This is a genomic window from Nonomuraea sp. NPDC001699, assembly GCF_053596455.1.
On sequence record NZ_JBSFGF010000002.1, the window covers coordinates 467,881 to 485,641 of the forward strand.

The window sequence follows — 17,761 nt, forward strand, 5'->3', positions numbered from 1 at the left end:
GACCTCGCGCGACGAGGTCCGGCACCCGGCATCCGCTCCGGTCGCGCCACCCCGCCCGACCGGAGCTCCGGCCGCCCAAGAGCCGGCCACTTCCCGCCGCCGGCCGCCCAAGAGCCGGCCACTTCCCCCGCCGCCGCTCGCCCCGGAGTCGGTCACTTCCGGCGGCGCCGGCCCGCTCCCGGTCACGGAACCGCGTCCTCGTGTTTCTGGATTGTTACCGGAAACAACAAACTCCCGAACGGAAGGGTCTTCCAAAGCAGGCTGTGGCGGAATACGTTGCCGCAAACAACATTCATCCGGGCCCCTCCGGAAGAAAGGACCCTGCATCATGCGCAAGGGGATCCTCAGCCTGACCGCCGCGGCGGCGACGCTCGCCCTCGGTCTCACCGCCTGCGGGGGCGACAGCGGTCAGACCGGCACCACCGCCACCTCCTCCGCCACGGCGGCGCAGCCCGCCAAGGCCGGCAAGATCGGCGTCATCCTCCCGGACAGCAAGTCGTCGGCGCGCTGGGAGACGGCGGACCGCAAGTACCTGGAAGAGGCGTTCAAGGCCGCCGGCGTCCAGTACGACATCCAGAACGCCCAGAACGACAAGACGGCGTTCCAGACCATCGCCGACCAGATGATCACCAACGGGGCCACCGTCCTGATGATCGTCAACCTGGACAGCGGCAGCGGCAAGGCCGTGATCGAGAAGGCCAAGTCGCAGGGCGTGGCCACCATCGACTACGACCGCCTGACCCTGGGCGGCGGCGCCGCCTACTACGTCAGCTTCGACAACACCAAGGTCGGCACGCTCCAGGGCGAGGGCCTGAGCAAGTGCCTGGCCGACAAGAAGGCCGACAAGCCCATCGTCGCCTACCTGAACGGCTCGCCGACCGACAACAACGCGACGCTGTTCAAGAACGGCTACGACGGCGTGCTCAAGCCCAAGTTCGACGCCGGCGAGTACGTCAAGGGCCCCGACCAGGCCGTGCCCGACTGGGACAACGCCCAGGCCGGGACGATCTTCGAGCAGATGCTCACCCAGCAGCCGAAGATCGCCGGCGTGCTGGCCGCCAACGACGGCCTCGGCAACGCCGCCATCACCGTGCTGAAGAAGCAGAACCTCAACGGCAAGGTGCCGGTCACCGGCCAGGACGCCACCGTCCAGGGCCTGCAGAACATCCTCGTCGGCGACCAGTGCATGACGGTCTACAAGGCGGTCAAGAAGGAGGCCGACGCCGGGGCCAAGCTCGCCGTCGCGCTGGCCAAGGGCGAGAAGCCCACGGCGAGCGCCAGCGTCAAGGACCCCGAGACCAGCCAGGACGTTCCCTCCGAGCTGCTGGAGCCGCAGGCCATCACCTTCGACAACGTCAAGGACGTCGTGGCCGACGGTTACGTCACCAAGGAGGAGCTCTGCACCGCCGACTTCGCCAAGAAGTGCACTGAGGCCGGAATCCAATAGCAGGGACGGGCGCGGCCGGATGCCGTCGGCGCGAGGCCGCGCCCCTCTTTAGGGAGCCCCATGACCCCCCTCCTCGAAGTGCGCGGGATCGACAAGAGCTTCGGTCCGGTGAAGGTGCTGCACGAGGTCGAGTTCTCCGCCTACCCCGGCGAGGTCACCGCGCTCGTCGGCGACAACGGCGCCGGCAAGTCGACGCTGGTCAAGTGCATCGGCGGCATCTACCCCATCGACTCGGGCGAGATCCTGTTCGACGGCCGCCAGGTCACCGTCCACACCCCCCGGGACGCGGGCGAGCTCGGCATCGAGATCGTCTACCAGGACCTGGCGCTCTGCGACAACCTCGACATCGTCCAGAACATGTTCCTCGGCAGGGAACGCAAGAACGGCTTCCTGCTCGACGAGGACAGCATGGAGGAACTGGCCGAGAAGACCCTCAGCAGCCTGTCCGTGCGCACGGTGAAGTCCATCAGGCAGCAGGTCTCCAGCCTGTCCGGCGGCCAGCGGCAGACCGTCGCGATCGCCAAGGCCGTGCTGTGGAACAGCAAGGTCGTCATCCTCGACGAGCCCACCGCCGCCCTCGGTGTGGCCCAGACGGCCCAGGTGCTCGAACTCGTGCGCAGGCTGGCCGACACGGGCCTGGCCGTCGTCCTCATCTCGCACAACATGAACGACGTGTTCGCCGTCTCCGACCGGATCGCGGCGCTCTACCTCGGCAGGATGGCCGCCCAGGTCAAGACCGCCGACCTGACGCACGCCCAGGTCGTCGAACTGATCACCTCCGGCCGCAGCGGCGAACTCGGCCTCAAGAACGGGGTCACCCCATGAGCAAGGTCAAGGAACTCCCGGGCGAGGCCATCGTCGTCGCCGCGCAGTCCCCGTCGATCGCGCACAGCGTGCGCGCCTACTGGGAGCGCGTGCGCGGCGGCGACATGGGCGCGCTGCCCGCCGTGCTCGGCCTGATCGTGCTCTGCACGGTCTTCGCCCTGGCCCGGCCCGCCTTCGTCACCTCGATCAACTTCGCCAACCTGTTCACCCAGGGCGCGAACGTCACGCTCATCGCCATGGGCCTGGTCTTCGTCCTGCTGCTGGGCGAGATCGACCTGTCGGCCGGCTTCGCCAGCGGGGTCTGCGCGGCGGTGCTCGCCGTCACGCTCGCGAGCTTCGGCCTGCCCTGGTACGTCTGCGTGCTGGCCGCCATCGCCACCGGCGTGCTCATCGGCGTCGTGCTCGGCACGCTGGTGGCCAAGGTCGGCATACCGTCGTTCGTGGTCACGCTCGCCGCCTTCCTGGCTTTCCAGGGCCTGGTCCTGGTGCTGGTCAACGAGGGCACGAACATCTCGGTCCGGGACAGCGTGATCGTCGCCGTCGCCAACAAGAACCTGTCGCCGCTGCTCGGCTGGATCCTGTACGCGGTGTGCGTGGCGGGCTTCGCGGGCGTGCAGCTCGCGCGGGCCAGGAGCCGGTCCGCGCGCGGCCTGGTCGCCGACCCGCTGTCGCTGATCGCGGCCCGGGTGGGCGCGCTGGCGCTGTTCGGCGGGCTCGCGGTCTACGTGCTCAACCTGGAGCGCAGCCGCAACCCCGCGCTGGTCTCGCTCACCGGCGTGCCGATCGTGGTGCCGGTCATCGTCGTGCTGCTGGTCGTGTGGACGCTCGTGCTGCGGCGCACCGCGTTCGGCCGGCACCTGTACGCCGTCGGCGGCAACACCGAGGCCGCGCGCCGGGCCGGCATCCCGGTCGACCGCATCAAGATCGCGGCGTTCGTCATCTGCTCGTCGATGGCGGCGGTCGGCGGGATCGTGGCCGCCTCCAGGGCCAGCTCGGTCGACCCGAACACGGGCGGCAGCTCGGTGCTGCTGTACGCGGTCGGCGCGGCGGTCATCGGCGGCACCAGCCTGTTCGGCGGCAAGGGCCGGGTGCTCGACGCGGTGCTCGGCGGCGCCGTGGTGGCCGTGATCGAGAACGGCATGGGCCTGATGGGCTACGGTGCGAGCGTGAAGTACCTGGTCACGGGGTGCGTCCTGCTGCTGGCCGCGGGTGTCGACGCCCTGGCGCGCAAGCGGGCGGCTGCTGCTGGTCTAAGGTGATCAGCGACCCGCAGCCCCCGAAGGAACCCCAGACGATGCGTGCCGGACCGTCCCAGGAGGACATCAGGCGCCACAATCTCGGCGCGCTGCTTCGCCATGTCCACCTGGGCGGGCCGATCTCGCGTGCCGAGCTGACGTCGAAGATGGGGCTCAACCGCAGCACCATCATGGCGCTCACCTCCGACCTCACCGCCGCCGGGCTGGTTCGGGAGGAGCTGCCGCGCGAGACCGGCCGGGCCGGCCGGCCCTCGCTGGTGGTGCGCCCGGAGTCGGCGCGCGTCTACGTGTTCGCGTTCGACGTGGGCCCCGACCGGCTGGTGGCGGCCCGGGTGGGGCTGGGCGGCGTCATCCTCGACCGCAGGGAGACCACCCGCGAGCGCGGCAAGTTCGCCCTCGACGAGCTGACCGGGGTGCTGTCGGGGTTCGCCCGGCAGATGCGGCGCAAGACCCGCGACGACACCGTGTGCGTGGGCGCCGCCGCCGCCGTGTCCGGCGGGGTGCGCAAGGGCGACGGCGTGGTGACGTTCGGGCCCAACCTGATGGCCCACGACGTGCCGTTCGGCGAGGAGCTGGGCCGCAGGCTGGGCCTCGGGCTGCCGGTCAGCGTGGGCAACGACGCCAACCTGGCGGCCCTGGCCGAGCACAGCCGCGGCCTCGGCGTGGGCGTGCGCGACCTCATCTGCCTGCACGGAGACGTGGGCATCGGCGGCGGCATCATCGCCGGCGGCCACCTGCTCGGCGGCTTCGACGGCTATGGCGGCGAGGTCGGTCACATGGTCGTCAACCCCGGCGGGCGCGAGTGCTCCTGCGGCTCGCACGGCTGCCTGGAGGCCGAGGTGGGGGAGCGGGCACTGCTGGAGCTGGCCGGCCGCTTCGGGCCCGGCCAGCACGGCCGCGACGCGGTACGGGCCGTGGTCGACGCGGCCGACCGGGGAGACATCGTCGCCCAGGAGGCGCTGAGCCGGGTCGGCGACTGGCTCGGGCTGGGCGTGGCGAACCTGGTCAACATCTTCAACCCGGAGATGGTCATCTTCGGGGGCATGCTGCGGGAGGTCTACCTCGGCTCGGCGGCGCAGGTCCGCACCCGGCTGGCGCTGCACGCCATGGCCCCCCAGCGCGAGCACGTACGGCTGCGCACCTCGGCGCTCGGCGACCACGTGACCCTGGTCGGGGCGGCCGAGCTGGCCTTCGCCCACGTGCTGGCCGACCCGCTGGAAGTGCTGGCCAGGGTCAGCTCCTAGCGCACCCGCTCCTTGGCGGCCGTCCAGGTGCCGCAGGCGGCGGTGGAGCCCTCGCGGTAGCCGCGGTCCTGCCAGTAGGCCAGGTTGCGCGGGCGTCCGTGGATCTTGCTGTAGTCCGCCCGGCGCACGGCGGCCAGCCATTCGCGCCAGCCGACGTCGGGTTTGATCGAGGTGAGCGCGGCGTTGTAGAAGACGCCGGCGTAGCACTCGGCCTGCATCTCCAGCCGGTGGCTGAGCACGGTGCGCGCCCCGGTGGAGGCGGGCCAGTACAGGGCGTTCTGCGCGTCCAGCACGCCGGTGAGCTGCTGGACGTGGTGTCCCCACTCGTGCGCGACGGAGTGCGCGATGTTCATCCGGAACGGGTCGTCCAGGTCGTGCTTCATGATGCGGATGACGATCGTGCGCTGCGCCGGGCAGTACTGCGCGCCGTTGGTGGTGATCCGGCCGCAGACGGAGTCGCGTCCCGTGGTGACGGTGACCTCGGGCGGGGTGTACGTCAGGCCCGCGGCCGCGAACCGGCCGGCCCAGAAGCGGTCGGCGCACCCGGCCATGGCCCGGTGGAAGGCTTTGAGCGAGGCGGCGCTGCCCGTCCTGATGGCGGGGATCCTGCACGACAGACGTTCCCGCGCGACGACCGGCGCGGCCGAGAGCCCCCCTTGCGCGGGCCTGCCCGCCGCGGCCGCCGGAGCCGGCAGCAGAAGATCCGCGATCATGCACATGGCAAGCGCCATGAGGGGAATGCGCACGATCGCGGATCTTAGAGGAGTTTGGGCGGGTTCGGGCTAGCGGACCTTGGCCTTGGAGGCGGCCCAGGTGTTGCAGGAGCCCGCCGACCTGCCGGTGAAGCCGCGCTTGAGCCAGTACGCGACGTTGGCGTCCGTGCCGTGCGTCAGGTCGGCCGAGGAACGCGCCTTCACACCGATCGCGCTCAGGTCGAACGCGTTGTGCGACCCCTTGAGCAGCGAGTCGAACTCCTTCTGGCTGCGGCCCAGGGAGTCCCAGACGCTGCCCATGAACACGCCGGCGTAGCACTCGGCCTGCAGCTCGGTACGGCGGACCGGCTCCAGGTCACGCGGGTTGTCCAGGACGTACTCGCCGCGCTTGTTGTGCCGGAGCATGCCGGTGAGCTTCTGGACGTGGTGCCCGTACTCGTGGGCCACGACCAGCATCAGCACCGGGTCCGACGGCTGCTCGACGACGCCCGGGCTGAGCAGGAGGGTCATCGTCTTGTTGACCGGGCAGTACAGGGCCTGCGCGCCCTCGGGGAAGCCGCCGCATCCCGTCGGGGTGCCCAGCTTGGTGGTCACCCTGAACTTCGGCTTGCCGAAGGCGAAGCCCGCCTGCTTGAGCTTCGGGCCCCATGCCTTGTCGAGGCAGCCGAGCACCGCGTCGAAGTAGACCCGCGCCTCGTCCTCGGTCCCGGACTGGACCGGCGGCTCCTCGCACGTCCTGAGCGCGAGCCGGCCGGTCTTGTAGATCGGGTTCTTCGTCAGGACCGGCTTGCTTGCCGGGGCGGCCACGGCCGCGTGGGCCGTACCGGCGACGAAGACGCTCGCCAGGGCGCCGGCAATGATCGCCAATCGGGGGGTACGCATGGGAAGGCACACTACAAAAGAGGGGGTTTTACGTAAAGCGGAAAACGCCCGACGTCACTGGACGTTTCGTGCAGCCGCCGCCCACGTGTTGCAGGCGCCCGGCGCGCCCCGGTTGAAGCCCCTGGTCATCCAGGCCGCCTGCGTCGGGCCCTTGCCGTGGTCGTTCTGCGGCCAGCCCTTGGCGCCGTTCTTGTAGAACCACTGGACGGTGTAGTCCCAGTCGGACTGGTTCACCAGGTCGGTGCCCTTCATCGTGCTCATGAAGATGGCGGAGAAGCACTCGGCCTGGAGCTCGGACCTGCGCGAGAGCTGGAGGCGTCCGGCCTTGCCCGCGGCGGACCTGGCCGTCCAGAAGTAGTTCCAGATGCCGGAGGCCTGCTGGACGTGGTGGCCGTACTCGTGGGCGACCAGGCGGCTGATGCCCAGCGGGAACGGGTTGCGGAGCTGGTCCCGGCTGATCATCAGGTACATCGTGCGGTCGCTGGAGCAGTAGACGCCGTCCGCGCCGGTGTTCCAGGCGCCGCAGGGCGTGCGCACCTTCTTGGTGATGATCCGCAGCCGCGGCCTGCTGAACGACATGCCGGCCTTGCGGAACTGGGTGGCCCACGCCTTGTTCAGGCAGTTCGTCACCCGGGTGAGGAAGCGGCGGTAGGCGATCATGCTGCCCGCGGGCAGGGCGCCCGGCGCGCAGTTCACGTCGACGAGCCTGCCGGTCTTGTAGAGCCGGTTCGCGGTGGCCTGCGTCTGGCCGCCGGGGGCGGCGGCGCCGCCGCTGCGGGCCGCGGCGCCCGCCGGAGGCAGGGCGATCTTCTGAGCTTGGTTGACCGGCGCACGCTCGGCCGAGGTCGGGGCGACGTCGGAAAGCACGAGCACGAGGGAGGCGGCGGCCATGGCGAGGGCGAGGGCGGCGGCGGCGACGGCCGCGATCCTGCCTTTAGGGAGGGAGTTCATATGTCCGGAAAGACTAGGTCAAGATCGGACATAAGTGGGTGGATTTGACTCGATGGAGTCAGTGAGACGTCGGCGAACTAGACTCTTCTGCGTCGTCGAAAAGGAACAGACGGCGAACGAGGCAGAGGGGAGTCGCATCCGTGAGCGGGTTGCTGGGCTCGATAGAGGGACCGCACGACGTCAAACGGCTCGCTGTTGAGGAGCTGCCGCGGCTCGCGGGGGAGATCCGTGACCTGCTCGTCGACTCCTGCGCCAGGTTCGGCGGCCACCTGGGCCCGAACCTGGGGGTGGTCGAGCTCACCATCGCCCTCCACCGCGTCTTCGACTCCCCGCACGACCCCGTGATCTGGGACACCGGCCACCAGGCGTACGTGCACAAGCTCCTCACCGGCCGCGCGGCCGGCTTCGAGGCGCTCAAGCAGGAGGGCGGCCTGTCGGGCTACCCGAGCCAGGCCGAGTCCGAGCACGACTTCGTCGAGAACTCCCACGCCTCCACCGCGCTGTCCTACGCCGACGGCCTGGCCAAGGCGTTCAAGCTGCGCGGCGACCGCGAGCGCACGGTCGTCGCGGTGATCGGCGACGGCGCGCTCACCGGCGGCATGGCCTGGGAGGCGCTCAACAACATCGCCGCGATCAAAGACCTGCCCGTCGTGATCGTGGTCAACGACAACGGCCGCTCCTACTCCCCGACCATCGGCGGCCTGGCCTCCCACCTGTCCTCGCTGCGCGTCAACCGCCGCTACGAGGACATGCTCGAGTACGTCAAGGACAAGCTCGGGAACGTTCCGGTCATCTACGACGCCCTCCACGGCTTCAAGAAGGGCGTCAAGGACGTCCTGGCCCCGCAGGTCATGTTCGAGGACCTCGGCATGAAGTACGTCGGCCCGATCGACGGCCACGACGAGCAGGCCATGGAGGCGGCGCTGCGCAAGGCCCGCGCCTTCCGCGGCCCGGTCATCGTCCACGCCCTCACCCAGAAGGGCCGCGGCTACACCCCCGCCGAGAACCACGACGAGGACCAGTTCCACTCGCCCGGCGCCTTCGACCGCGCCACCGGCGCCGAGAAGCCCAAGCCCCGCATCTGGACCAACGTCTTCAGCGAGGAGCTGGTCAGGCTCGGCAAGGAGCGCGAGGACCTGGTCGCCATCACCGCGGCCATGCTCCACCCCACCGGCCTCAACGCCTTCGCCGACGCCTTCCCCGACCGCATCTACGACGTCGGCATCGCCGAGCAGCACGCGCTGACCAGCGCCGCCGGTCTCGCGCTCGGCGGCCTGCACCCGGTCGTGGCCGTCTACGCCACCTTCCTCAACCGGGCCTTCGACCAGCTCCTGATGGACGTCGCCCTGCACCGGCTCCCGGTCACCGTCGTCCTCGACCGGGCCGGCGTCACCGGCGACGACGGCGCCAGCCACAACGGCATGTGGGACCTGTCGATCCTCCAGGTCGTGCCCGGCCTGCGGATCGCGGTGCCGCGCGACGGCGACCGCGTCACCGAGCTGCTGCGCGAGGCCGTGGAGGTCACCGACGGGCCGACCGTGCTGCGCTTCCCCAAGGGGCCGGTGGCCGAGCCCCTGGAGGCCGTGGGCCGCCTGGGCGAGATGGACCTGCTGCGCGCCGCCGAGGGCGAACCCGACGTGCTGCTGGTGGGCGTCGGCCCGATGGCGCACGTGTGCATGGAGGCGGCCGTCCTGCTCGACGCGCAGGGCATCTCGGCCACCGTGGTCGACCCGCGCTGGGTCAAGCCGCTCGACGAGGCGCTGACGCTGGCCGCCGGCGCCCACAAGCTGGTCGCCGTGGTCGAGGACAACGGCCGCGTGGGCGGCGTGGGCGACTCCGTGGCCCGCCTGCTCCGCGACGCCGACGTCGACGTCCCGGTGCGCACCTTCGGCATCCCGCAGGAGTTCCTCGACCACGCCAAGCGGGCGGCGATCCTCGGCCGCATCGGCCTGACCGGCCAGGACCTCGCGCGTCAGATCACCGAGGCCGTCGCCCGGCGGACCTCCCGCGTGGAGCAGCCCGTCCGCCGTTGAGCACCCGGCGGGCCACGGCGGTGATCGCCAGCACGGCCGCCACCGCCGCGCCCGCCACGGGCAGCAGCAGGCCCGCGTCCCGCCGCGCCACCTGCCCGGCCACCGCCCCCAGCACGATGTACGTGCTCACCCACGCCGTGCTGCCCAGCAGCGCCCACGGCATGAACCTGCGGTAGGGCATGCCCACCGCGCCCGCCACGGCCGGCGTCAGCGTGTGCACCATCGGCAGGAAGTAGGCCAGCGCCAGCGCCCAGCCGCTGCGCCGGAGTATCCGCTCCGCGCGCGTCCAGCGTTCCTCCCCGACGCGCCGGCCGAGCCTGCTCTGGCGCAGGCGGGGGCCGTACCGGCGGCCCAGCCAGTGGCCGCCCGTCGCGCCCAGGAGGCAGGCCAGCACGCCGGTGCCGATCAGCGCCAGAGTCTCCGGCACGCTGCCCGCCGTGGCGCCCGCGACGAGCAGCAGGCCGTCGCCCGGCGTGATCAGGCCGATCCCGACCGAGGCGTCCAGGGTCAGGAAGACCAGGACGAATGACAGCACCACCGCCACGTCCTGCCTGGCCAGCGTGTCCAGCAGATCGTCGAACATGATGCGGGTCCGCTACCCCCAGGGAGGCGCTTCACCGGGAAGCCCGGCGGGAGCGCATGATCACGGAGGGTCTGGGAAGGATCGCTGATCGTGGACATCTTTCGCACGAAGAGCGTCGAACAGTCGATCCGCGACACCGAAACTCCCGAGCACCAGCTGCGCAAGCGCCTGTCCGCCATGGACCTGATGGTCTTCGGCATCGGCGTGATCGTCGGCACGGGGATCTTCGTGCTCACCGGCCAGGTCGCCAAGGAGGTGGCGGGGCCGGCGGTCGCGGTCTCGTTCGTCGTGGCGGCCGTCGTGTGCGGGCTGGCGGCCCTGTGCTACGCCGAGTTCGCCTCCACCATCCCCGTGGCCGGGTCCGCCTACACCTTCTCCTTCGCCACCCTGGGCGAGTTCCCCGCCTGGGTGATCGGCTGGGACCTGATCCTGGAGCTGGCGCTGGCCGCGGCCGTGGTGGCGGTCGGCTGGTCGGGCTACTTCGCCTCGATGCTCGACTCCGTCGGCCTCCACCTGCCGCCCTCCATCGCGGGCGACGACCCCGTGGTCAACGTGCCCGCGGTGGTCATCGTGCTGATCCTCACCGCGATCCTGGTGGCCGGGATCAAGATCTCCTCGCGGGTCAACCTGATCCTGGTGATCACCAAGATCACGGTGGTGCTGCTGGTCATCGTGGCCGGGCTGTTCTTCGTCAAGGCCGCCAACTACACGCCGTTCATCCCCGAGCCGGTGACCACGCCGCGGGTCGAGGGGCTGAAGGCGCCGCTGATCCAGGTGCTGTTCGGGGTCACGCCCGTCGCGTTCGGCGTGATCGGCATCTTCTCGGCCGCGGCCATCGTGTTCTTCGCGTTCATCGGCTTCGACATCGTGGCCACCGCCGCCGAGGAGACCGTGCGCCCGCAGCGCGACGTGCCGCGCGGGATCATCGGCTCGCTGGCCGTCTGCACGATCCTCTACGTCGCCGTCTCGCTGGTCGTGGTCGGCATGCAGCCGTACCGGCAGCTGAGCACGAGCGCGCCGCTGTCGGACGCCTTCACCGCCGTCGGCCATCCCTGGCTGGCCACGATCATCAGCGTGGGCGCCATCGCCGGTCTGACGACCGTGGTGCTGGTGCTGCTGCTCGGGCAGACCCGGGTGCTGTTCGCCATGTGCCGCGACGGCCTGCTGCCGCGCCGGCTGGCCGTCGTCCACCCCACCTTCGGCACGCCCGCCAGGCTCACCATCCTCGTCGGCCTGGTGACCATGGCGCTGGCCGGGTTCGTGTCGTTCGGGGAGCTGGCCGAGTTGGTGAACATCGGCACGCTGTTCGCGTTCATGGTGGTCTCGATCGGCGTGATCGTGCTCCGGCGCACCCGGCCGGACCTGGAGCGGGGCTTCCGGGTGCCGCTGGTGCCGCTGTTGCCGATCCTGTCGGTGCTGGCCTGCCTGTACCTGATGCTCAACCTGCCGCTGGAGACCTGGCTCAGGTTCGTCATCTGGATGATCGTCGGCGTGGTCGTGTACTTCGCCTACGGCTACCGCCACAGCAGGCGGGGCGCCGCCGTGACCGGCGAGTGAGACGGCGGGGGATGGGCCGGCCGCCCATCCCCCTGTCGGCTCAGACGGCCAGGAGCGTCCCGAGGCCCGCCTTCATCGTGCAGGCGTTGGTGTAGACCTTGCCCCACTGGACGGTCTTGCCGTACCACTTGCCGAGGATCATGACGGCACGTGGCTCCACCTCCTTGCCGCAGGCCGCGGCCGCCTTCGGCGAGAGGTTGATCTTGGCCGGGTCACCGTTCACCTTGCGCAGGATCTCGCAGGCGGCGTGGGCGGAGGGGTGGGTGCCGCCGTCGGGGCTGCAGTTGAGCCAGGCGCCCTTGGTGGGACCGTTCTTCACCGCGACGGTGACCTTGAGGACGGCCTTGGGGGTGCGCGGCGCCGCCAGGGAGGGCGACGACGCGCCCAGCACGAGGGCTCCGGACAGAGCGATCGTGCCGACTGCTCGCATCATGGTTACTCTCCGTTCGTAGGACGGCACAGTACGCTACGGCGAAGAAGGCCATGACGTACGGAGACCCGCCGGGCGGGTCTCCGTAAAATCACGCGGGCAGCGAGGCCACGCCGGGCGGAAGGAACCGAGGCTGGGCGATCCCCGACCTGTCCAGATAAGGCGTGATGCCACCCAGATGGAACGGCCATCCGGCGCCCAGGATCATGCACAGGTCGATGTCCTGCGGACCGGCGACGACGCCCTCGTCCAGCATGATCCGGATCTCCCGGGCCAGCGCTCCGAGCACGCGCTCGCGGACCTGCTCGGCCGTGGACGGCGACGTGCCGCCGGCGAACAGGGCCACCGCCTCCGGGTCGAGCGAGAAGTCCGGACGGTAGACGCCGGGCTTGCCCGAGGCGACCAGCTTGGCCATGTTCTCCGAGACGCCGAAGCGCTCGGGGAAGGCCGCGTGCAGCGTCTCGGCCACGTGCAGGCCGACGGCCGGGCCGACGAGCTGCAGCAGCGCGAACGGCGTCATCGGCAGCCCGAGCCCGTCGATCGCGTGCTCGGCGACCTCCAGCGGCGTGCCCTCGTCCACGGCGGCCACGACCTCGCCCATGAAGCAGGTCAGCAGCCGGTTGACCACGAACGCCGGAGCGTCCTTGACCAGCACGGACGACTTCCTCAGCGACTTGCCCACCGCGAACGCCGTGGCCAGCGTGGCGTCGTCGGTCGAGGCGCCCCTGATGATCTCCAGCAGCGGCATCACGGCGACGGGGTTGAAGAAGTGGAAGCCGACCAGCCGCTCGGGGTGGGCCAGCCCGGCGCCCATCTCGGTGAGCGAGAGCGAGGAGGTGTTCGTGGCGAGCACGCACTCGGCCGAGACCACGGCCTCGACCTCGGCGAACACCTGCTTCTTGACCGCCATGTCCTCGAAGACGGCCTCGATGACGAAGTCGGCGTCGGCGAAGGCGTCCTTGGTCAGCGAGCCGGTGACCAGGGACTTGAGCCGGTTGGCCTGGTCGGCCGAGACGCGGCCCTTGCCCAGCAGCTTGTCGACCTCGGCGTGGACGTACCCGACGCCCTTGTCCAGGCGGGACTGGTCGAGGTCGGTCAGGACGACCGGGACCTCCAGGCGGCGGGCGAACAGCAGCGCCATCTGCGAGGCCATCAGCCCGGCGCCCACGACCCCGACCTTGGTGACCTTGCGGGCCAGCGACCGGTCCGGCGCGCCCGCGGGCCGCTTGGCACGGCGCTGGACCAGGTCGAAGGAGTAGAGCCCGGCCCGCAGCTCGTCGCCCATCAGCAGGTCGGCCAGCGCCTCGGTCTCGGCGGCGAAGCCCTCGTCGCGCGAGGCCGTCGCGGCCAGCTCGATCAGGTCGAGCGCCCGGTAGGGGGCGGGGGAGGCGCCGCGCAGCTTCATGTCGACCAGGAAGCGCGCGTCGGCGACGGCCTTCTCCCAGCCGTCGTGCTCCTGCCGCTCGACGGTGACCTCGCCCTTGACGACGCGGGCGGCCCAGCGCAGCGACTCCTCCAGGAAGTCGGCCGGCTCGAACATCGCGTCCGCGACGCCCAGCTCGTACGCGTCCGCGCCCTTGATCATGCGGTTCTGCGACAGCGGGTTCTCGATGATCAGCTTGATCGCCTTGGCCGGGCCGACCAGGCGGGGGAGGAGCTGTGTGCCGCCCCAGCCGGGCACCAGGCCGAGGAAGCACTCGGGCAGCGCCACCGCGGGCACACCGGAGGAGATCGTCCGGTACGTGCAGTGCAGCGCGATCTCCAGGCCGCCGCCCATGGCCGCGCCGTTCACGAACGCGAACGTCGGGATCGGCAGCTCACCCAGCCTGCGGAAGACGTGGTGGCCCAGCGCGCCGATGGCGTGGGCCTCCTCGCGCGAGGCCACGGCCGCCGCGCCCTTGAGGTCGGCGCCGACGGCGAAGATGAACGGCTTGCCCGTGACGCCCACGGCGGCCAGGTCGGTGCGCGCGGCGATCTCCGACAGGGCCTCGTCCAGCGCGAACAGGCCGTGCGGGCCGAAGGTGTTGGGCTTGGTGTGGTCGAAGCCGTTGTCCAGCGTGATCAGGGCCATCGTGCCCGCCCCGCCGGGCAGCGGCACGTCGCGCACCAGGGCCTTGGTGACGACCTCGTCGGTGTTGCGCCCGCTCAGCAGCGCGCGCCAGGTCTCGATGTCGCTCATGCCAGGTTCTCCCAGATCACAGTGCCGCCCATGCCCATGCCGACGCACATGGTGGTGATGCCGTACCGCACGTCGGGCCGCTCGCCGAACTGGCGGGCGAGCTGCGTCATGAGCCGTACGCCCGAGGAGGCCAGCGGGTGGCCGAAGGCGATCGCGCCGCCGTAGGCGTTGACGCGCTGGTCGTCGTCGGCGAGGCCGAAGTGCTCCAGGAAGGCCAGCACCTGGACGGCGAACGCCTCGTTGATCTCGAACAGGCCGATGTCGCCGATGGACAGCCCGGCCAGGCGCAGCGCCCGCTCGGTGGACGGGATCGGGCCCACGCCCATCACCTCGGGGTCCACGCCCGCGAACGCGTAGGAGACCAGGCGCATCTTCGGCGTCAGGCCCAGCTCGCCGGCGACGTCGCGGGCGGCCACGATGCAGCCGGTGGCGCCGTCGTTGATGCCGGAGGAGTTGCCCGCGGTGACGTTGCCGTGCGGGCGGAAGGGCGTCTTGAGCGCGCCCAGCGCCTCCATCGTGGTGCCGGGGCGCGGCGCCTCGTCCTCGGCGGCCAGGCCCCAGCCCTTCTCGGCCGTCCTGACCGCGGTGGGCACGAGGTCGGGCTGGATCTTGCCGTCGGCGTACGCCTTGGCCGCCTTCTCCTGGGAGAGCACCGCGTAGGCGTCGGCGCGCTCCTTGGAGATCGACGGGTAGCGGTCGTGCAGGTTCTCGGCGGTCATACCCATGACCAGCGCGCTCGGGTCGACCAGCTTCTCCGACAGGAAACGCGGGTTGGGGTCCACGCCCTCGCCCATGGGGTGGCGGCCCATGTGCTCGACGCCGCCGGCGATGGCCACGTCGTAGGCGCCGAAGGCGATGCCGCCCGCGACCGTGGTGACCGCGGTCATCGCGCCCGCGCACATGCGGTCGATCGCGTAGCCGGGCACGCTCTTGGGCAGACCGGCCAGCACCGCCGCCGAGCGGCCGATGGTCAGGCCCTGGTCGCCGATCTGGGTCGTCGCGGCGATGGCCACCTCGTCCACGCGCTCGGGAGGCAGACCGGGGTTGCGCCGGATGAGCTCGCGGATGACGCGGACGACCATGTCGTCGGCGCGGGTCTCCGCGTACAGTCCCTTCGGCCCTGACCTGCCGAAGGGCGTGCGTACGCCGTCGACGAACACGACGTCACGAGAGGAAGGCACGGATTCGCTCCTCGTTCTTGGATGGGGTTCCGCGGCCTATGCTACTCGTCGGTAACCACCCCGCAGACGAGGGCGGCGGTCAGCAGCGCGTAAATGATCGGCATGGGCGGCTCCCAGAGATGGGCGCGGGCTCCGAGCAGGGCGGCGACCGCCACGGCCGCGCCCGTCCAGAGCGCCGCGCCCCCTCGTGGACGCGCGCCCCGGCCGGGATCCCACGGATCGCCAGGTGATCCTCCCGGACGGCCGGCGCGCGCCATTATCCCCAGCGCGTCCCGTGCCCACCAGATGAGGAACGACACCCCGGCGGCCGACCCGATCACCATGGCGGCCTCGACGGCCCAGCTCAGGGCGTCGGCGAAGGCGTACAGGGCGGACGCCCTGAACTGGCCGGGACAGGTGCCGCCGAGCAGCAGCAGCACCGCCCAGCCGCACGCGATGCCGAGCCGGCTCAGCGGACGCCGCCGGGCCGAGGGCGGCACGGCGAACAGCTCGCGCTCGCGACGGCGCACCACGCGCGCCCGCGCGCCCCAGACGAGCTGGGTGGCCGCCAGGACGGGCAGCGCGGTCGCGAGCACCGCCAGCGACAACACGGCGAGCGGTAACGTCTGCTCTCTGGTCGGCGCCCGGTCGGCCAGCACCTGGGCCGTGGTCAGCAGCGCGATCGAGCCGGTGAGCGCGACGAAGACGGCTCGGCGGGCGGTTCTGGCCCGGGCACGCAGCCCGGTCAACGCCTCGGCGCCTGGAGGGGGCGCCATCTCGGTCAGAAGCATGAACGTCATGATGGCGTCACGGACCGTAGTGACGCCCCGGGTTTGTGCGCTTCACATGGAGCCCTCGCCGGACGCGTCCCCAGGAGTCTGGCATCGGGTGAAATCCGCGACATTCCGTATTAGTGGAGGAATGTCAGTATGCTGCGCGTCACACCAAAGGGGGCCGCGTTCCGCGAGGGGCGCGCGGGGTGCGTCCTGTGCGGGCGCGCGTAGAGGGGGGCGCGTGAGCGAGGGCCGGAGAGTGGCGGAACGGCCGCAGCGCAGTCCCCATCGCCGCCCGGACCGGCCTCCGGGGCGCACGCGGCGCATCACCCCGCTGGCGTGGACGAGCATGGTGCTGACCTTCGTACTGGTCGCGGTCACGCTGGGCGGGTACGCGTACTACCGCAGCATCGACAGCGACATCCCGCGCGTCGCCGTGGACCCCGGATCGACGCGGCCGCCCGAGACCGGCGCGCTCAACGTGCTGCTCGTCGGCTCCGACTCGCGCGAGGGCGACAACAAGAAGTACGGCGCGAAGTCGCAGGGCCTCGGCGAGCGCACCGACACGATCATGGTGCTGCACATCTCCCCCGACCGGGACAAGGCCACCATGATCAGCTTCCCCCGGGACACCATGGTCATGATCCCGCAGTGCCAGAGCCGCACCGGCGCGACGCTGGCGGGCGGCCTGCGCCAGATCAACTCCGCCTTCAACGACGGCGGCATCAACTGCACGGTCCGGACGATCGAATCGCTCACCAACATCAAGATCAACCACATCGCCAAGGTGGACTTCACCGGCTTCAAGGGCATCGTCGACGCCATCGGCGGCATCGAGATCTGCCTGCCCAAGGCGGTCAACGACCCCAAGGCCAAGCTCCAGCTCAGCGCGGGCAAGCACGTGGTCCGCGGCGAGCAGGCGCTCGCGTACGTGCGCACCCGCTACGCCCTCGGCGACGGCAGCGACCTCGGCCGGATCCAGCGCCAGCAGGTCTTCCTCACCAAGGTGCTGGACAAGATCACCAACGGCGGGTTGCTCACCGACCCCATCAAGCTCAACGCGTTCCTCAGGGCCGGGGCCAAGGCCGTCACCCTGGACGACAAGCTCACGCTGGAACGGATGGTGGAGATCGCGGGCAGCGTCAAGGGGCTGACCGCCAAGGAGCTCAAGGGCATCACCGTGCCCGTGGAGGCGTACCCGGCCGACAAGAACCGGGTGCAGCTCAGGCAGCCGGACGCCCGCAACTTCTTCGAGGCCGTCCGCTCGGACACCGAGGTGAGCCCGCCCTCGACCGCCGCCACCAAGCCGAAGGTCGAGAACGGGCGGGTGCGCGTCCAGGTGCTCAACGGCACGACGGAGGTCGGCAAGGCCGGTCAGGTGGCCGACGAGCTGGCCGACCAGGGCTTCGTCGTCGTCCAGGTCGGCAACGCCGCGCCGGTGCCCACCACGTCGATCCGGTACGCCAAGAAGGACGCCGACAACGGGATCGCCTACGGGGACGCGGTGGCCGCCCGGCTGTCGAAGGACAAGCGCACGCCGGTGGCGGGCAAGGTCGCCCCGGTGAACCCGAAGCCGTACCCGGCCAAGGTCGCCCAGATGCCCGACGGGCCGATCGTGCAGCTCGTCATCGGGGCCGACTGGCCCGGCGTGCGGGTGGTGTCGCCGATCCCGGGCTCGCTCAAGGACAAGGTGGTCGACTCCACCACGAACCCCTGCCTGTGAGGGCG

General features: G+C 70.9%; 15 protein-coding genes. 7 read left to right on the forward strand and 8 right to left on the reverse strand.

What is annotated here, in order from left to right; translation table 11 throughout:
• Nucleotides 1–328: 328 nt before the first annotated feature.
• From ACWCSU_RS07650 to ACWCSU_RS07665, 4 genes are read left to right on the forward strand one after another with little or no spacing between them, the layout of a single operon-like run.
• Nucleotides 329–1,447: a sugar ABC transporter substrate-binding protein gene (locus ACWCSU_RS07650; RefSeq protein ID WP_357698028.1), complete on the forward strand. Its 1,119-nt coding sequence runs from the start codon at nt 329–331 to the stop codon at nt 1,445–1,447.
• 60 nt (nt 1,448–1,507) lie between these two features.
• Nucleotides 1,508–2,272: an ATP-binding cassette domain-containing protein gene (locus ACWCSU_RS07655; protein WP_357698030.1), complete on the forward strand. Its 765-nt coding sequence runs from the start codon at nt 1,508–1,510 to the stop codon at nt 2,270–2,272.
• Nucleotides 2,269–3,531, forward strand: a complete 1,263-nt coding sequence (locus ACWCSU_RS07660) for a sugar ABC transporter permease (RefSeq protein WP_357698031.1) — start codon at nt 2,269–2,271, stop codon at nt 3,529–3,531. The genes ACWCSU_RS07655 and ACWCSU_RS07660 overlap by 4 nt, the downstream gene beginning before the upstream one ends.
• Before the next feature lie 35 nt (nt 3,532–3,566).
• Nucleotides 3,567–4,772 carry an ROK family transcriptional regulator gene (locus ACWCSU_RS07665; RefSeq protein ID WP_364090053.1) on the forward strand — a complete coding sequence of 402 codons (1,206 nt, stop codon included), beginning with the start codon at nt 3,567–3,569 and terminating at the stop codon, nt 4,770–4,772.
• Here ACWCSU_RS07665 and ACWCSU_RS07670 read toward each other — a convergent pair.
• Genes ACWCSU_RS07670 through ACWCSU_RS07680 form a run of 3 tightly spaced genes read right to left on the reverse strand, consistent with a single transcriptional unit; the run spans nt 4,769 to nt 7,318 of the window.
• Nucleotides 4,769–5,518 (reverse strand): neutral zinc metallopeptidase, encoded by a 750-nt coding sequence (locus tag ACWCSU_RS07670; RefSeq protein ID WP_449934289.1) that lies wholly within the window; start codon nt 5,516–5,518, stop codon nt 4,769–4,771. The two genes, ACWCSU_RS07665 and ACWCSU_RS07670, sit on opposite strands and share 4 nt — an antisense overlap.
• A gap of 36 nt (nt 5,519–5,554) precedes the next feature.
• A complete protein-coding gene (locus ACWCSU_RS07675) occupies nt 5,555–6,367 on the reverse strand; it encodes a neutral zinc metallopeptidase (RefSeq protein ID WP_357698037.1) in 813 nt (270 codons plus the stop codon).
• Between the two features lie 54 nt (nt 6,368–6,421).
• Nucleotides 6,422–7,318, reverse strand: coding sequence for a neutral zinc metallopeptidase (locus tag ACWCSU_RS07680; RefSeq protein WP_357698039.1), 897 nt, complete (start codon nt 7,316–7,318; stop codon nt 6,422–6,424).
• A gap of 140 nt (nt 7,319–7,458) precedes the next feature.
• On the opposite strand from ACWCSU_RS07680, the gene dxs reads away from it, so the two are divergent.
• Nucleotides 7,459–9,351 carry a 1-deoxy-D-xylulose-5-phosphate synthase gene (dxs, locus tag ACWCSU_RS07685; RefSeq protein WP_449934292.1) on the forward strand — a complete coding sequence of 631 codons (1,893 nt, stop codon included), beginning with the start codon at nt 7,459–7,461 and terminating at the stop codon, nt 9,349–9,351.
• On the opposite strand, the gene ACWCSU_RS07690 is transcribed toward dxs, so the two are convergent.
• Complete coding sequence (locus tag ACWCSU_RS07690) at nt 9,296–9,934, reverse strand: DedA family protein (protein WP_449934294.1); 639 nt, start codon at nt 9,932–9,934, stop codon at nt 9,296–9,298. The two genes, dxs and ACWCSU_RS07690, sit on opposite strands and share 56 nt — an antisense overlap.
• A gap of 90 nt (nt 9,935–10,024) precedes the next feature.
• Here ACWCSU_RS07690 and ACWCSU_RS07695 point away from each other — a divergent pair, with 90 nt between their 5' ends.
• On the forward strand, nt 10,025–11,491 hold the full coding sequence (locus tag ACWCSU_RS07695; RefSeq protein WP_357698043.1) for an amino acid permease: 1,467 nt from the start codon (nt 10,025–10,027) through the stop codon (nt 11,489–11,491).
• A gap of 40 nt (nt 11,492–11,531) precedes the next feature.
• On the opposite strand, the gene ACWCSU_RS07700 is transcribed toward ACWCSU_RS07695, so the two are convergent.
• From ACWCSU_RS07700 to ACWCSU_RS07715, 4 genes are all read right to left on the reverse strand, one after another.
• A complete protein-coding gene (locus ACWCSU_RS07700) occupies nt 11,532–11,924 on the reverse strand; it encodes an SSI family serine proteinase inhibitor (protein ID WP_357698045.1) in 393 nt (130 codons plus the stop codon).
• A gap of 88 nt (nt 11,925–12,012) precedes the next feature.
• Entirely contained in the window at nt 12,013–14,100 is a 2,088-nt protein-coding gene (locus ACWCSU_RS07705) for a 3-hydroxyacyl-CoA dehydrogenase NAD-binding domain-containing protein (RefSeq protein ID WP_449934297.1), read from the reverse strand.
• Nucleotides 14,097–15,260: a thiolase family protein gene (locus ACWCSU_RS07710; protein ID WP_397037318.1), complete on the reverse strand. Its 1,164-nt coding sequence runs from the start codon at nt 15,258–15,260 to the stop codon at nt 14,097–14,099. Before ACWCSU_RS07710 ends, ACWCSU_RS07705 begins: the two co-directional genes overlap by 4 nt.
• A 62-nt stretch (nt 15,261–15,322) precedes the next feature.
• Nucleotides 15,323–16,051: a hypothetical protein gene (locus tag ACWCSU_RS07715; RefSeq protein WP_449934299.1), complete on the reverse strand. Its 729-nt coding sequence runs from the start codon at nt 16,049–16,051 to the stop codon at nt 15,323–15,325.
• Nucleotides 16,052–16,382: 331 nt separating this feature from the next.
• On the opposite strand from ACWCSU_RS07715, the gene ACWCSU_RS07720 reads away from it, so the two are divergent.
• Nucleotides 16,383–17,756, forward strand: coding sequence for an LCP family protein (locus tag ACWCSU_RS07720; RefSeq protein WP_449934301.1), 1,374 nt, complete (start codon nt 16,383–16,385; stop codon nt 17,754–17,756).
• Nucleotides 17,757–17,761: the final 5 nt, after the last annotated feature.

Excerpts from the sequence above, each read along its gene's own strand:
- ACWCSU_RS07650 (WP_357698028.1), top strand. The coding sequence starts at position 329 with ATGCGCAAGGGGATCCTCAGCCTGACCGCCGCGGCGGCGACGCTCGCC.
- ACWCSU_RS07655 (WP_357698030.1), top strand. The coding sequence starts at position 1,508 with ATGACCCCCCTCCTCGAAGTGCGCGGGATCGACAAGAGCTTCGGTCCG.
- ACWCSU_RS07660 (WP_357698031.1), top strand. The coding sequence starts at position 2,269 with ATGAGCAAGGTCAAGGAACTCCCGGGCGAGGCCATCGTCGTCGCCGCG.
- ACWCSU_RS07665 (WP_364090053.1), top strand. The coding sequence starts at position 3,567 with ATGCGTGCCGGACCGTCCCAGGAGGACATCAGGCGCCACAATCTCGGC.
- ACWCSU_RS07675 (WP_357698037.1), bottom strand. The coding sequence starts at position 6,367 with ATGCGTACCCCCCGATTGGCGATCATTGCCGGCGCCCTGGCGAGCGTC.
- ACWCSU_RS07680 (WP_357698039.1), bottom strand. The coding sequence starts at position 7,318 with ATGAACTCCCTCCCTAAAGGCAGGATCGCGGCCGTCGCCGCCGCCGCC.
- ACWCSU_RS07690 (WP_449934294.1), bottom strand. The coding sequence starts at position 9,934 with ATGTTCGACGATCTGCTGGACACGCTGGCCAGGCAGGACGTGGCGGTG.
- ACWCSU_RS07700 (WP_357698045.1), bottom strand. The coding sequence starts at position 11,924 with ATGATGCGAGCAGTCGGCACGATCGCTCTGTCCGGAGCCCTCGTGCTG.
- ACWCSU_RS07705 (WP_449934297.1), bottom strand. The coding sequence starts at position 14,100 with ATGAGCGACATCGAGACCTGGCGCGCGCTGCTGAGCGGGCGCAACACC.
- ACWCSU_RS07715 (WP_449934299.1), bottom strand. The coding sequence starts at position 16,051 with ATGCTTCTGACCGAGATGGCGCCCCCTCCAGGCGCCGAGGCGTTGACC.
- ACWCSU_RS07720 (WP_449934301.1), top strand. The coding sequence starts at position 16,383 with ATGGTGCTGACCTTCGTACTGGTCGCGGTCACGCTGGGCGGGTACGCG.